This is a genomic window from Pseudomonas sp. D(2018) (assembly GCF_005502555.1).
GTDB lineage: Bacteria > Pseudomonadota > Gammaproteobacteria > Pseudomonadales > Pseudomonadaceae > Metapseudomonas > Metapseudomonas resinovorans.
On sequence record NZ_SCOK01000034.1, the window covers coordinates 46816 to 58518 of the forward strand.

The following is an 11703-nucleotide window of genomic DNA, read 5'->3' on the forward strand; positions in this document are numbered from 1 at the left end:
GCAATTACTTGCGGATCGGCTTACGCGGGCCCTTGCGGGTACGCGCGTTGGTCTTGGTGCGCTGGCCATGAACAGGCAGACCGCGACGATGACGCAGACCGCGGTAGCAGCCCAGGTCCATCAGACGCTTGATGTTCATGTTGATTTCGCGACGCAGATCACCTTCAGTGGTGAGCTTCGCGACTTCGCCACGCAGCTGTTCGATCTGCTCGTCAGAGAGATCCTTGATCTTTGCCGCCGGGTTAACGCCGGTGACAGCGCAGATGTTCTGCGCAGTGGTGCGACCAACACCGTAGATGTAGGTCAGCGAGATAACAGTGTGCTTGTTATCTGGAATGTTGACGCCTGCAATACGGGCCATTCAGTGAAACTCCAGTTGACAGCTACCTACGCCCCGGAAGCCAAGAAAAGGGCGCGAGATATTAGCGCTGTAAAAACAAATAATCAACCCGGCAGCGCACTAGCTGCCGGGCTCATAACGCGTGAATCACACTCAGCCTTGGCGCTGCTTGTGACGCGGTTCCGCGCTGCAGATCACGCGAACGATACCGTCGCGACGGATGATCTTGCAGTTGCGGCACAGCTTTTTCACCGATGCACGAACTTTCATCAGTAACTCCTAGAACCTTACGGAACCGGATCAGCGGAGCATTCCGCTGCCGTAGCCCTTCAGGTTGGCTTTCTTCATCAGGGATTCGTACTGGTGCGAAACGAGGTGGGATTGTACTTGGGCCATAAAGTCCATCACAACCACAACAACGATCAGCAACGAGGTCCCGCCAAGGTAGAACGGTACATTAGCTGCAACCACCAGGAACTGGGGCAGCAGGCAAACGGCCGTCATGTACAGAGCACCGAACATGGTCAAGCGGGTCAGTACGCCATCGATATAGCGCGCCGACTGCTCGCCCGGACGGATGCCCGGAATAAAGGCACCGGACTTCTTCAGGTTCTCCGCCACGTCTTTCGGGTTGAACATCAGCGCTGTATAGAAGAAGCAGAAGAATATGATCCCTGCACTAAACAGCAAAATGTTCAACGGCTGACCAGGAGCGATCGCCTGCGAGAGGTCCTGCAGCCAGCCCATGCTTTCAGACTGACCGAACCAGGCTCCCAGCGAGGCCGGGAACAGCAGGATGCTGCTAGCGAAGATAGCCGGAATGACGCCGGCCATGTTCACCTTCAGCGGCAGGTGGCTGGTCTGCGCAGCGAAGACCTTGCGGCCTTGCTGGCGCTTCGCGTAGTGCACCGCAATGCGACGCTGGCCACGCTCAATGAACACCACGAAACCGATGATCGCCACTGCCAGCAAACCGATCGCAACCAGGGCAAAAATGTTGATATCACCCTGACGTGCAGACTCGAAAGACTGCCCGACTGCGCTCGGAAGACCGGCCACGATGCCAGCAAAAATCAGCATCGAGATACCGTTGCCAACACCGCGCTCAGTGATCTGCTCGCCAAGCCACATCATGAACATCGCACCAGCCACGAAGGTGGTGACAGCCACGAAGTGGAAGCCGAAATCAGTCGAAAAAGCGACGCCCTGACTGGCCAGGCCAACGGACATGCCGATGGCCTGGACCAACGCCAGGACTACAGTGCCGTAGCGGGTGTACTGGCTGATCTTGCGACGGCCAGCTTCACCTTCCTTCTTCAACTGCTCCAGCTGCGGACTGATCGCGGTCATGAGCTGCATGATGATCGACGCCGAGATGTACGGCATGATCCCCAGTGCAAAAATACTCATGCGCTCCAGCGCGCCGCCGGAAAACATGTTGAACAGGCTAAGAATGGTCCCCTCGTTCTGCCGGAACAGCTCGGCCAGCCGGTCAGGGTTGATGCCGGGCACTGGAATGTGCGCGCCGATCCGGTAGACGATGATCGCCAGGAACAGGAAACGCAGTCGAGCCCAGAGCTCGGACAACCCGCCATTGCTGAGCGCGGAGAGAGCACCTTGCTTAGCCATTTAGTCCTCGAACTTACCGCCAGCTGCTTCGATAGCCGCACGCGCACCTTTGGTGGCGGCGATACCTTTCAGGGTGACCGCGCGAGTAACGTCGCCGGACAGCATGACTTTCACACGCTGTACGTTCTGGTTAATCACGTTGGCATCCTTCAGCGACTGCAGAGTGATGACATCGCCTTCGACCTTGGCCAGCTCGGAAGTACGCACTTCTGCGCGATCCATGGCTTTCAGGGAAACGAAGCCAAACTTCGGCAGACGACGGTGCAGCGGCTGCTGACCGCCTTCAAAGCCCGGAGCAATGGTGCCACCGGAGCGAGAGGTCTGACCTTTGTGACCGCGGCCACCAGTCTTACCCAAACCGCTACCGATGCCACGGCCCGGACGGTGCTTTTCGCGACGGGCACCCGGCGCGGAACGCAGATCGTTCAGTTTCATGGATTAACCCTCGACACGCAGAAGGTAGTAAGCCTTGTTGATCATGCCGCGATTCTCAGGAGTGTCCTGAACTTCTACGGTGTGACCAATGCGACGCAGGCCGAGACCCTTGACGCAAGCCTTGTGGTTAGCCAGACGGCCGTTAACGCTCTTGATCAGCGTCACTTTGACAGTTGCCATGATTAGAGAATCTCCTCGACGCTCTTACCACGCTTGGCCGCAACGGACTCAGGGGACTGCATGTTCTTCAGACCCTTGAAGGTGGCGTAAACCACGTTCACCGGATTGGTGGAGCCGTAGCACTTGGCCAGAACGTTCTGCACACCGGCCACTTCCAGAACAGCACGCATGGCGCCGCCGGCGATGATACCGGTACCTTCGGAAGCCGGCTGCATGAACACCTTGGAGGCGCCATGGGCGGACTTGATCGGGTACTGCAGGGTGGTGCCGTTCAGATCAACCTGGATCATGTTGCGGCGAGCAGCTTCCATCGCTTTCTGGATGGCGGCCGGCACTTCGCGGGATTTGCCGCGACCGAAGCCAACACGACCTTTGCCGTCACCGACCACGGTCAGCGCGGTGAAGGTGAAGATGCGACCACCTTTTACGGTCTTGGCAACGCGGTTAACTTGAACCAGCTTCTCGATGTAGCCTTCGTCGCGCTTTTGCTCGTTATTTGCCATAACTTAGAACTCCAGCCCGCCTTCACGAGCAGCATCAGCCAGCGCCTTGACGCGGCCGTGGTACTTGAAGCCAGAACGATCGAATGCCACCTGAGTGACGCCAGCGGCTTTCGCGCGCTCGGCAACCAGCTGACCAACCTTCTTGGCCGCGTCGACGTTGCCAGTGGCGCCGTCACGCAGTTCTTTGTCCAGGGTCGAGGCGCTGGCCAGGACCGTGGCGCCGTCGGCCGAAATGACCTGGGCGTAGATGTGCTGGGAAGAGCGGTACACGCAAAGGCGTACGGCAACCAGCTCGCGCATTTTCAGGCGTGCCTTGCGAGCGCGACGCAGACGAGTTTCTTTCTTTTCGCTCATTTGCTATGCCCTACTTCTTCTTAGCTTCTTTACGACGGACGACTTCGTCGGCGTAACGTACACCTTTGCCCTTGTAAGGCTCCGGCGGACGGAAGTCGCGGATCTCAGCGGCCACTTGACCGACCAGCTGCTTGTCGATGCCCTTGATCAGGATATCGGTCTGGCTGGGGGTTTCGGCGGTAATGCCTTGCGGCAGTTCGTAGTCCACCGGATGCGAGAAGCCGAGAGCCAGGGACAGCGTTTGACCTTTGGCCTGAGCTTTGTAACCAACGCCGACCAGCTGGAGCTTGCGCTCGAAGCCTTGGCTGACGCCGATCACCATGTTGTTAACCAACGCACGGGTGGTGCCAGCCATGGCGCGATTCTGCTGGTCACCGTTGCGAGCAGCGAAACGCAGCTCACCGGATTCCTCCAGGACCTCCACAGACGGATGAACTTTCAGTTCGAGAGCGCCCTTGGCACCCTTCACCGAGAGCTGCTGACCGGCGATCTTGACTTCAACGCCAGCGGGCAGCTTGACGGGGTTCTTAGCAACGCGAGACATGCTTTCAACCCCCCTTAGAACACAGTGCAAAGCACTTCGCCACCAACACCAGCAGCGCGAGCAGCACGATCAGTCATCACACCCTTGTTGGTGGAAACGATCGATACGCCCAGGCCGCCACGTACTTTCGGCAGCTGATCGACGGACTTGTACTGGCGCAGGCCAGGACGACTTACGCGCTTCAGCTCTTCAATGACCGGACGGCCTTCGAAGTACTTCAGCTCGATGGACAGCAACGGCTTGAGGTCGCTGCTGACTTGGTATCCCGTGATGTAACCTTCGCTCTTCAGAACGTTGGCCACTGCCACCTTCAGCTTGGAGGACGGCATGCTTACGACAGACTTTTCAGCCATCTGGGCATTACGGATACGAGTTAGCATGTCCGCTAACGGGTCCTGCATACTCATGGGCTAGATGCTCCTGATACAAAAAGTAATAGCCTTTCGGCTAGAGTCCACACGCGAACACTGGACGGACTGATGCCAGGCTCGGGCGAGCCGGACATTCTAGAGACACTCCAGAAACGAATCAAGCCCCAAAAGGGGCTTGATTCTAATGACCTGGCTTTGACCGACCGAAGTCGACCTAACCGACGATCATTACCAGCTGGCTTTCACCAGGCCGGGTACATCACCGCGCATAGCAGCTTCACGCAGCTTGTTACGGCCGAGGCCGAACTTGCGGTAAACGCCGTGCGGACGACCGGTGATGCGGCAGCGGTTACGCAGGCGCGAGGCGCTGGCGTCACGAGGCTGCTTCTGCAGCGCTACCTGGGCTTCCCAACGAGCTTCCGGAGTGGAGTTCGGGTTGGCAATGGTAGCTTTCAGCTCAGCGCGCTTCTTGGCGTACTTAGCAACCGTCTGCTGACGCTTCAGCTCGCGGTTTTTCATGCTCTGTTTGGCCATATTCCTACTCCAATCAGTTGCGGAACGGGAAGTTGAAGGCGCGCAGCAGGGCACGACCTTCTTCATCCGTACGGGCGGTGGTGGTCAGAGTGATATCCAGACCGCGCAGCGCATCGATTTTGTCGTAATCGATTTCCGGGAAGATGATCTGCTCTTTCACACCCATGCTGTAGTTGCCACGACCGTCGAAGGACTTGGCATTCAGGCCGCGGAAGTCACGCACGCGCGGCAGGGAGATGGACAGCAGACGGTCCAGGAACTCGTACATGCGATCGCGGCGTAGGGTGACCTTGACGCCGATCGGCCAACCTTCACGAACCTTGAAGCCTGCAATGGACTTGCGAGCGTAGGTCACGACGGCTTTCTGGCCGGTGATCTTTTCCAGGTCAGCTACAGCGTTCTCGATGATTTTCTTGTCACCGATGGCTTCGCCCAGACCCATGTTCAGAGTGATCTTGGTGATGCGCGGAATTTCCATCACGTTCGCAAGCTGAAGTTGTTCCTTCAGCTTCGGCGCGATTTCTTTCCGGTAAATCTCTTTCAGTCGTGCCATGGTTATCTACCTAGCAGTTCTCAAGCATCAACCGGTTTTTGGGTCGACTTGAAGACACGAATTTTCTTACCGTCTTCAACCTTGAAACCAACGCGATCAGCCTTGTTGGTTTCGCCATTGAAGATGGCCACGTTGGAGAGGTGCAGCGGCGCCTCTCGCTCGACGATACCGCCCTGGACACCGGCCATGGGATTGGGCTTGGTGTGGCGCTTGATCAGGTTTACACCGCTGACCAGCACACGGCTGTCGGCGAGAACCTTCAGCACCTTGCCACGCTTGCCCTTGTCCTTGCCGGCGATGACGATGATCTCGTCGTCACGACGAATCTTTTGCATGACGGCTTCTCCTTACAGCACTTCGGGGGCGAGCGAGACGATCTTCATGAACTTCTCGGAACGCAGTTCACGGGTCACGGGCCCGAAGATACGGGTGCCGATCGGCTCCTGCTTGTTGTTCAGCAGGACGGCGGCGTTGCCGTCGAAGCGGATGATCGAGCCGTCAGGGCGACGAACGCCATGCTTGGTACGAACCACAACAGCGGTCATTACCTGGCCTTTCTTCACCTTGCCACGCGGAATCGCTTCCTTCACGGTCACTTTGATGATGTCGCCGATGCCGGCATAGCGACGGTGCGAACCACCAAGGACCTTGATGCACATAACGCGACGAGCACCGCTGTTGTCAGCGACGTCGAGCATGGATTGAGTCTGAATCATATCTTTCTCCGACCCTTAGTCCTTAGACTTCCACGGCACGTTCGACGACTTCCACCAGGGCCCAGGACTTGGTCTTGGCCAGCGGACGGGTCTCACGAATGGTGACCTTGTCGCCGATGCGGCACTGGTTGGTTTCGTCGTGGGCGTGCAGCTTGGTCGAACGCTTCACGTATTTACCGTAGATCGGGTGCTTTACGCGGCGCTCGATCAGAACGGTGATGGTCTTGTCCATCTTGTCGCTGACGACGCGGCCGGTCAGCGTACGGACGGTTTTCTGAGCTTCAGCCATGATTACTTACCTGCTTGCTGGTTGAGCACAGTTTTCACGCGAGCGATGTCGCGCTTCACTTGCGAGAGCAGGTGAGACTGCCCCAACTGGCCAGTTGCTTTCTGCATGCGCAGATTGAACTGGTCGCGCAGCAGGCCGAGCAGTTGCTCGTTCAGCTGCTGTACGGATTTTTCACGAAGTTCATTCGCTTTCATCACATCACCGTCCGCTTAACAAAGGAGGTGGCGAGCGGCAGCTTTGCAGCGGCCAGGGCGAATGCCTCACGCGCCAGCTCTTCGGAAACACCCTCGATCTCGTACAGGACCTTGCCCGGTTGAATCTGGGCTACCCAGTACTCGACGCCACCCTTACCTTTACCCATACGAACTTCGAGGGGCTTCTTGGTAACGGGTTTATCCGGGAACACACGGATCCAGATCTTGCCGCCACGCTTCACGTGACGGGTGAGGGCACGACGTGCAGCCTCGATCTGGCGGGCAGTGAGACGACCACGGCCAGTAGCCTTCAGCGCGAACTCGCCGAAGCTGACCTTGCTACCGCGCTGAGCCAGACCACGGTTGTGGCCGGTCATCTGCTTGCGGAACTTCGTACGCTTTGGTTGCAGCATTTGGCGTACCCCTTACTTAGCAGCTTTTTTACGAGGAGCGGGCGCTACCGGCTTCAGCTCTTCCTGGCGGCCACCAATGACCTCACCCTTGAAGATCCAAACCTTCACACCGATCACACCGTAGGTGGTGTGCGCTTCATAGGTTGCGTAGTCGATATCGGCGCGCAGGGTGTGCAGGGGCACACGACCTTCGCGATACCACTCGGTACGGGCGATTTCAGCACCACCGAGACGACCACTCACCTGAATCTTGATGCCCTTGGCACCAATACGCATGGCGTTCTGTACAGCGCGCTTCATGGCGCGACGGAACATCACACGACGCTCCAGCTGCTGAGCTACGCTCTGCGCAACCAGCATACCGTCGAGCTCCGGCTTGCGGATCTCTTCGATGTTGATGTGCACAGGCACACCCATTTGCTTGGTCAGGTCCTGACGCAGCTTCTCAACATCTTCACCTTTCTTGCCGATCACGATGCCGGGACGAGCGGTGTGGATGGTGATGCGTGCGGTTTGAGCCGGACGATGAATATCGATACGGCTTACGGACGCGCTTTTTAGTTTGTCTTGGAGGTACTCGCGCACCTTCAGGTCGGCAAACAGATAATCGGCATAAGTGCGTTTATCTGCATACCAAACGGAGGTGTGCTCCTTGACGATACCCAGGCGAATGCCAGTGGGATGTACTTTCTGACCCATCTGATCGACTCCGTTACTTGTCCGCAACCTTGACAGTGATATGGCAAGACCGCTTGACGATGCGATCAGCACGGCCTTTGGCACGCGGCATGATGCGCTTCAGCGAACGCCCTTCGTTGACGAAAACGGTGGAAACCTTCAGGTCATCCACGTCTGCGCCTTCGTTGTGCTCAGCGTTGGCCACGGCCGACTCCAGCACTTTCTTCATGATTTCAGCGGCTTTCTTGCTGCTGAAAGTCAACAGGTTGAGCGCTTCGCCCACCTTCTTCCCGCGGATCTGGTCGGCGACCAAGCGGGCTTTCTGGGCGGAGATTCGAGCGCCCGACAGCTTAGCGGCTACTTCCATCGTTCCTTACCCCTTAACGCTTGGCTTTCTTGTCTGCAGCATGACCGCGATAGGTGCGGGTAGCAGCGAACTCGCCGAGTTTGTGGCCGACCATGTCCTCGTTCACGAGAACCGGGACGTGTTGACGACCGTTATGAACAGCAATGGTCAGGCCGACCATTTGCGGCAGTACGATGGAGCGACGCGACCAGGTTTTCACCGGCTTGCGATCGTTCTTTTCCACCGCCACTTCGATCTTCTTCAGTAGGTGAAGATCGATAAAAGGACCTTTTTTCAGAGAACGCGGCACTGTCGTATCCTCAGTTATTTACGGCGACGGACGATCATGTTGTCGGTGCGCTTGTTCGCGCGGGTCTTCGCACCCTTGGTCGGGAAGCCCCACGGAGACACCGGATGACGGCCACCAGAGGTACGACCTTCACCACCACCATGCGGGTGGTCTACCGGGTTCATCGCCACGCCGCGAACGGTCGGGCGAACACCACGCCAGCGTTTGGCACCAGCTTTACCCAGCGAACGCAGGCTGTGCTCGGAGTTCGAGACTTCGCCCAAGGTCGCACGGCACTCAGCCAGGACTTTACGCATTTCGCCGGAGCGAAGACGCAGGGTTACGTAGGCGCCTTCACGAGCAACCAGCTGAACGGAAGCACCAGCGGAACGGGCGATTTGCGCGCCTTTACCGGGCTTGAGTTCGATACCGTGAACGGTGCTACCAACCGGAATGTTGCGCAGCGGCAGGGTGTTACCGGCCTTGATCGGTGCATTGACGCCCGAGATCAGCTGGTCGCCAGCACTCACACCTTTCGGTGCGATGATGTAGCGACGCTCGCCATCGGCGTACTTCAGCAGAGCGATGTGAGCAGTACGGTTCGGATCGTATTCAATACGCTCAACGGTGGCAGGAATGCCATCCTTGTTGCGACGGAAGTCGACCAGACGGTAGTGCTGCTTGTGACCACCACCAATATGGCGAGTGGTGATGCGGCCGTTGTTGTTACGACCACCGGACTTCGATTTTTTCTCGACCAGCGGTGCGTAGGGAGCGCCTTTGTGCAGCTCCTGGTTGACCACCTTGACCACGAAACGGCGGCCAGCGGAGGTCGGCTTGCATTTAACGATTGCCATGATGCACCCCTTTACTCAGCGCTGCTGGCGAAATCGAGATCTTGGCCCGGCTGAAGAGCGATGTACGCCTTCTTCCAGTCGTTACGCTTGCCCAGACCACGAACGGTACGCTTGGTCTTGCCCTTCACATTGAGGGTGGTGACGCGAGCGACTTTCACGCTGAACAGGCTTTCAACGGCCTTCTTGATTTCCAGCTTGGTTGCATCGGTGGCAACCTTGAAAACGAACTGGCCCTTGCTGTCTGCCAGCATGGTGGCCTTCTCGGAGACGTGCGGGCCAACCAGCACCTTGAATACGCGTTCCTGGTTCATGCCAGCAGCTCCTCGAATTTCTTCACGGCGGACACGGTGACAAGCACCTTGTCGTAGGCGATCAGGCTGACCGGGTCGGAACCCTGAACGTCACGAACATCAACGTGCGGCAGGTTGCGAGCGGCCAGGTACAGATTCTGATCAACGGCTTCGGAAACGATCAGCACGTCGGTCAGACCCAGACCATTCAGCTTGCCCAGCAGAGCCTTGGTTTTCGGCGCCTCAACAGCAAAGTCCTCAACCACGATCAGACGGTCCTGACGAACCAGCTCAGCGAGGATGGAGCGCATAGCTGCGCGATACATCTTCTTGTTGAGCTTCTGGGAGTGATCCTGAGGCTTGGCAGCAAAGGTAGTACCACCGGAGCGCCAGATGGGGCTGCGAATGGTGCCAGCACGAGCACGACCGGTGCCCTTCTGACGCCACGGCTTTTTGCCACCACCGGAAACTTCGGAACGGGTCTTCTGCGCGCGAGTACCCTGACGGCCACCGGCCATGTAGGCAACAACAGCCTGGTGAACCAGGGTTTCGTTGAACTCACCGCCAAAAGTACGCTCGGAGACTTCGATAGCCTGAGCGCCATTTACATTCAGTTGCATCTCAGCTTCCCCTCTTAACCGCGAGCCTTGGCTGCCGGACGCACAACCACATCACCGCCGGTAGCGCCAGGAACGGCACCCTTAACCAGCAGCAGATTGCGTTCTGCATCGACACGCACAACTTCCAGGGACTGAACAGTCACACGCTCGGCACCGAGGTGACCGGACATCTTCTTGCCCTTGAAGACACGACCAGGAGTCTGGCACTGGCCAATAGAACCCGGGGCGCGGTGGGAAACGGAGTTACCGTGGGTATTGTCTTGACCACGGAAATTCCAGCGCTTGATGGTACCGGCGTAGCCTTTACCCTTGGACTGACCGGTAACGTCTACCAGCTGGCCAGCCTGGAAAAGCTCGGCAGTCAGTTGATCGCCAGCCTGGTACTCACCTTCTTCAAGGCGGAATTCCCAGACACCGCGACCAGCAGCTACGCTCGCCTTGGCGAAGTGACCGGCTTGCGCCTTGGTCACACGAGAGGCACGACGCTCACCGACAGTCACCTGTACGGCGCGATAGCCATCGCTCTCTTCGGATTTGAACTGGGTCACACGATTCGGCTCGATCTCAATGACCGTAACCGGAATGGAGACACCTTCTTCGGTGAAAATGCGGGTCATGCCGCACTTACGACCGACTACACCAATAGTCATGTTGTAAACCTCATGAGTGTACGGGGCTTTCACCCGCTATGGCCGCCCATTTCAGAGCGTTACACGACTAAAACCCGAGGGTTATTAGCCGAGGCTGATCTGCACTTCCACGCCTGCCGCAAGGTCGAGCTTCATCAGCGCATCGACGGTTTTATCCGTCGGCTGGACGATGTCCAGAACACGCTTGTGGGTACGAATTTCGTACTGATCACGCGCGTCTTTGTTGACGTGCGGGGAGATCAGAACGGTGTACCGCTCTTTGCGAGTAGGCAGAGGAATAGGACCACGCACCTGAGCACCAGTACGTTTCGCGGTTTCCACGATTTCCTGGGTGGATTGATCGATCAGGCGATGGTCAAAAGCCTTCAACCGAATACGGATTTGTTGGTTTTGCATTTTGACCTCAGACTCTATCTCTGCTATCCCCAACGGACGGACTACGCCCGTTAAAAGGAGGCGTGATTGTACGGATGCGCCGGGAGGGTGTCAACTTTTGACCAACCAAAAGAAAAGGGCCCCGAGGGGCCCTTCCTTTTGAGGCGAGATCGTCGATTACTCGATGATCTTGGCAACCACGCCAGCACCTACAGTACGACCACCTTCGCGGATTGCGAAGCGCAGGCCGTCTTCCATGGCGATCGGAGCGATCAGAGTGACAACCATCTTGATGTTGTCGCCCGGCATTACCATCTCTACACCTTCCGGCAGTTCGCAGTTACCGGTCACGTCAGTGGTACGGAAGTAGAACTGCGGACGGTAGCCCTTGAAGAACGGGGTGTGACGACCACCTTCTTCTTTGGACAGCACGTACACTTCGCACTCGAACTTGGTGTGCGGCTTGATGGTGCCCGGCTTGGCCAGAACCTGACCACGCTCTACGTCGTCACGCTTGGTGCCGCGCAGCAGGGCGCCAACGTT

At 57.6% G+C, this 11703-nt stretch carries 24 protein-coding genes and 1 pseudogene; all 25 read right to left on the bottom strand.

The window, feature by feature from the left end; genetic code table 11:
• Positions 1–4: 4 nt before the first annotated feature.
• Positions 5–361: a 30S ribosomal protein S13 gene (gene rpsM, locus FFS60_RS19875; RefSeq protein WP_028629276.1), complete on the bottom strand. Its 357-nt coding sequence runs from the start codon at positions 359–361 to the stop codon at positions 5–7.
• 132 nt (positions 362–493) lie between these two features.
• Entirely contained in the window at positions 494–610 is a 117-nt protein-coding gene (rpmJ, locus tag FFS60_RS19880) for a 50S ribosomal protein L36 (RefSeq protein ID WP_003093693.1), read from the bottom strand.
• A 30-nt stretch (positions 611–640) separates the two neighbouring features.
• Positions 641–1969, bottom strand: coding sequence for a preprotein translocase subunit SecY (gene secY / locus FFS60_RS19885; RefSeq protein ID WP_028629277.1), 1329 nt, complete (start codon positions 1967–1969; stop codon positions 641–643).
• Positions 1970–2404: a 50S ribosomal protein L15 gene (gene rplO / locus FFS60_RS19890; RefSeq protein WP_028629278.1), complete on the bottom strand. Its 435-nt coding sequence runs from the start codon at positions 2402–2404 to the stop codon at positions 1970–1972.
• A 3-nt stretch (positions 2405–2407) separates the two neighbouring features.
• Complete coding sequence (gene rpmD, locus FFS60_RS19895; RefSeq protein WP_016490545.1) at positions 2408–2584, bottom strand: 50S ribosomal protein L30; 177 nt, start codon at positions 2582–2584, stop codon at positions 2408–2410.
• A gap of 2 nt (positions 2585–2586) precedes the next feature.
• Positions 2587–3087, bottom strand: a complete 501-nt coding sequence (gene rpsE / locus FFS60_RS19900) for a 30S ribosomal protein S5 (RefSeq protein ID WP_028629279.1) — start codon at positions 3085–3087, stop codon at positions 2587–2589.
• A 3-nt stretch (positions 3088–3090) separates the two neighbouring features.
• The gene (gene rplR, locus FFS60_RS19905; RefSeq protein ID WP_028629280.1) at positions 3091–3441 is read right to left on the bottom strand and encodes a 50S ribosomal protein L18; all 351 of its coding nucleotides are present in this window, start codon (positions 3439–3441) and stop codon (positions 3091–3093) included.
• Positions 3442–3451: 10 nt separating this feature from the next.
• Positions 3452–3985 carry a 50S ribosomal protein L6 gene (rplF, locus tag FFS60_RS19910; protein ID WP_028629281.1) on the bottom strand — a complete coding sequence of 178 codons (534 nt, stop codon included), beginning with the start codon at positions 3983–3985 and terminating at the stop codon, positions 3452–3454.
• Between the two features lie 14 nt (positions 3986–3999).
• On the bottom strand, positions 4000–4392 hold the full coding sequence (rpsH, locus tag FFS60_RS19915; protein WP_028629282.1) for a 30S ribosomal protein S8: 393 nt from the start codon (positions 4390–4392) through the stop codon (positions 4000–4002).
• A gap of 192 nt (positions 4393–4584) precedes the next feature.
• Positions 4585–4890 (bottom strand): 30S ribosomal protein S14, encoded by a 306-nt coding sequence (gene rpsN / locus FFS60_RS19920; protein WP_028629283.1) that lies wholly within the window; start codon positions 4888–4890, stop codon positions 4585–4587.
• 13 nt (positions 4891–4903) lie between these two features.
• A complete protein-coding gene (gene rplE / locus FFS60_RS19925) occupies positions 4904–5443 on the bottom strand; it encodes a 50S ribosomal protein L5 (RefSeq protein ID WP_028629284.1) in 540 nt (179 codons plus the stop codon).
• Between the two features lie 20 nt (positions 5444–5463).
• Positions 5464–5778, bottom strand: coding sequence for a 50S ribosomal protein L24 (rplX, locus tag FFS60_RS19930; RefSeq protein WP_028629285.1), 315 nt, complete (start codon positions 5776–5778; stop codon positions 5464–5466).
• A gap of 12 nt (positions 5779–5790) precedes the next feature.
• Positions 5791–6159: a 50S ribosomal protein L14 gene (gene rplN, locus FFS60_RS19935; RefSeq protein ID WP_003448734.1), complete on the bottom strand. Its 369-nt coding sequence runs from the start codon at positions 6157–6159 to the stop codon at positions 5791–5793.
• Positions 6160–6181: 22 nt separating this feature from the next.
• The gene (rpsQ, locus tag FFS60_RS19940; protein WP_021219597.1) at positions 6182–6448 is read right to left on the bottom strand and encodes a 30S ribosomal protein S17; all 267 of its coding nucleotides are present in this window, start codon (positions 6446–6448) and stop codon (positions 6182–6184) included.
• 2 nt (positions 6449–6450) lie between these two features.
• On the bottom strand, positions 6451–6642 hold the full coding sequence (gene rpmC, locus FFS60_RS19945) for a 50S ribosomal protein L29 (RefSeq protein ID WP_016490538.1): 192 nt from the start codon (positions 6640–6642) through the stop codon (positions 6451–6453).
• Complete coding sequence (rplP, locus tag FFS60_RS19950; RefSeq protein WP_016490537.1) at positions 6642–7055, bottom strand: 50S ribosomal protein L16; 414 nt, start codon at positions 7053–7055, stop codon at positions 6642–6644. The genes rpmC and rplP overlap by 1 nt, the downstream gene beginning before the upstream one ends.
• A 12-nt stretch (positions 7056–7067) precedes the next feature.
• Positions 7068–7754, bottom strand: a complete 687-nt coding sequence (gene rpsC, locus FFS60_RS19955) for a 30S ribosomal protein S3 (protein WP_028629286.1) — start codon at positions 7752–7754, stop codon at positions 7068–7070.
• Between the two features lie 13 nt (positions 7755–7767).
• Positions 7768–8100, bottom strand: coding sequence for a 50S ribosomal protein L22 (gene rplV, locus FFS60_RS19960; RefSeq protein ID WP_007161246.1), 333 nt, complete (start codon positions 8098–8100; stop codon positions 7768–7770).
• Positions 8101–8113: 13 nt separating this feature from the next.
• Positions 8114–8389 carry a 30S ribosomal protein S19 gene (gene rpsS, locus FFS60_RS19965; protein WP_016490535.1) on the bottom strand — a complete coding sequence of 92 codons (276 nt, stop codon included), beginning with the start codon at positions 8387–8389 and terminating at the stop codon, positions 8114–8116.
• A 14-nt stretch (positions 8390–8403) separates the two neighbouring features.
• A complete protein-coding gene (gene rplB, locus FFS60_RS19970) occupies positions 8404–9225 on the bottom strand; it encodes a 50S ribosomal protein L2 (protein ID WP_016490534.1) in 822 nt (273 codons plus the stop codon).
• Positions 9226–9236: 11 nt separating this feature from the next.
• The gene (rplW, locus tag FFS60_RS19975; RefSeq protein WP_028629287.1) at positions 9237–9536 is read right to left on the bottom strand and encodes a 50S ribosomal protein L23; all 300 of its coding nucleotides are present in this window, start codon (positions 9534–9536) and stop codon (positions 9237–9239) included.
• The gene (rplD, locus tag FFS60_RS19980; RefSeq protein WP_028629288.1) at positions 9533–10135 is read right to left on the bottom strand and encodes a 50S ribosomal protein L4; all 603 of its coding nucleotides are present in this window, start codon (positions 10133–10135) and stop codon (positions 9533–9535) included. Before rplD ends, rplW begins: the two co-directional genes overlap by 4 nt.
• A gap of 14 nt (positions 10136–10149) precedes the next feature.
• Positions 10150–10785 carry a 50S ribosomal protein L3 gene (gene rplC / locus FFS60_RS19985; RefSeq protein ID WP_028629289.1) on the bottom strand — a complete coding sequence of 212 codons (636 nt, stop codon included), beginning with the start codon at positions 10783–10785 and terminating at the stop codon, positions 10150–10152.
• Positions 10786–10869: 84 nt separating this feature from the next.
• Positions 10870–11181, bottom strand: coding sequence for a 30S ribosomal protein S10 (gene rpsJ / locus FFS60_RS19990; protein WP_003243886.1), 312 nt, complete (start codon positions 11179–11181; stop codon positions 10870–10872).
• A gap of 156 nt (positions 11182–11337) precedes the next feature.
• A pseudogene (gene tuf / locus FFS60_RS19995) lies at positions 11338–11703 on the bottom strand (elongation factor Tu); the annotation flags it as partial.

What these genes read in the sequence shown, in the direction of transcription:
- rpsM (WP_028629276.1), bottom strand. Translation starts at nt 361, where the DNA reads ATGGCCCGTATTGCAGGCGTCAACATTCCAGATAACAAGCACACTGTT.
- rpmJ (WP_003093693.1), bottom strand. Translation starts at nt 610, where the DNA reads ATGAAAGTTCGTGCATCGGTGAAAAAGCTGTGCCGCAACTGCAAGATC.
- secY (WP_028629277.1), bottom strand. Translation starts at nt 1,969, where the DNA reads ATGGCTAAGCAAGGTGCTCTCTCCGCGCTCAGCAATGGCGGGTTGTCC.
- rplO (WP_028629278.1), bottom strand. Translation starts at nt 2,404, where the DNA reads ATGAAACTGAACGATCTGCGTTCCGCGCCGGGTGCCCGTCGCGAAAAG.
- rpmD (WP_016490545.1), bottom strand. Translation starts at nt 2,584, where the DNA reads ATGGCAACTGTCAAAGTGACGCTGATCAAGAGCGTTAACGGCCGTCTG.
- rpsE (WP_028629279.1), bottom strand. Translation starts at nt 3,087, where the DNA reads ATGGCAAATAACGAGCAAAAGCGCGACGAAGGCTACATCGAGAAGCTG.
- rplR (WP_028629280.1), bottom strand. Translation starts at nt 3,441, where the DNA reads ATGAGCGAAAAGAAAGAAACTCGTCTGCGTCGCGCTCGCAAGGCACGC.
- rplF (WP_028629281.1), bottom strand. Translation starts at nt 3,985, where the DNA reads ATGTCTCGCGTTGCTAAGAACCCCGTCAAGCTGCCCGCTGGCGTTGAA.
- rpsH (WP_028629282.1), bottom strand. Translation starts at nt 4,392, where the DNA reads ATGAGTATGCAGGACCCGTTAGCGGACATGCTAACTCGTATCCGTAAT.
- rpsN (WP_028629283.1), bottom strand. Translation starts at nt 4,890, where the DNA reads ATGGCCAAACAGAGCATGAAAAACCGCGAGCTGAAGCGTCAGCAGACG.
- rplE (WP_028629284.1), bottom strand. Translation starts at nt 5,443, where the DNA reads ATGGCACGACTGAAAGAGATTTACCGGAAAGAAATCGCGCCGAAGCTG.
- rplX (WP_028629285.1), bottom strand. Translation starts at nt 5,778, where the DNA reads ATGCAAAAGATTCGTCGTGACGACGAGATCATCGTCATCGCCGGCAAG.
- rplN (WP_003448734.1), bottom strand. Translation starts at nt 6,159, where the DNA reads ATGATTCAGACTCAATCCATGCTCGACGTCGCTGACAACAGCGGTGCT.
- rpsQ (WP_021219597.1), bottom strand. Translation starts at nt 6,448, where the DNA reads ATGGCTGAAGCTCAGAAAACCGTCCGTACGCTGACCGGCCGCGTCGTC.
- rpmC (WP_016490538.1), bottom strand. Translation starts at nt 6,642, where the DNA reads ATGAAAGCGAATGAACTTCGTGAAAAATCCGTACAGCAGCTGAACGAG.
- rplP (WP_016490537.1), bottom strand. Translation starts at nt 7,055, where the DNA reads ATGCTGCAACCAAAGCGTACGAAGTTCCGCAAGCAGATGACCGGCCAC.
- rpsC (WP_028629286.1), bottom strand. Translation starts at nt 7,754, where the DNA reads ATGGGTCAGAAAGTACATCCCACTGGCATTCGCCTGGGTATCGTCAAG.
- rplV (WP_007161246.1), bottom strand. Translation starts at nt 8,100, where the DNA reads ATGGAAGTAGCCGCTAAGCTGTCGGGCGCTCGAATCTCCGCCCAGAAA.
- rplB (WP_016490534.1), bottom strand. Translation starts at nt 9,225, where the DNA reads ATGGCAATCGTTAAATGCAAGCCGACCTCCGCTGGCCGCCGTTTCGTG.
- rplW (WP_028629287.1), bottom strand. Translation starts at nt 9,536, where the DNA reads ATGAACCAGGAACGCGTATTCAAGGTGCTGGTTGGCCCGCACGTCTCC.
- rplD (WP_028629288.1), bottom strand. Translation starts at nt 10,135, where the DNA reads ATGCAACTGAATGTAAATGGCGCTCAGGCTATCGAAGTCTCCGAGCGT.
- rplC (WP_028629289.1), bottom strand. Translation starts at nt 10,785, where the DNA reads ATGACTATTGGTGTAGTCGGTCGTAAGTGCGGCATGACCCGCATTTTC.
- rpsJ (WP_003243886.1), bottom strand. Translation starts at nt 11,181, where the DNA reads ATGCAAAACCAACAAATCCGTATTCGGTTGAAGGCTTTTGACCATCGC.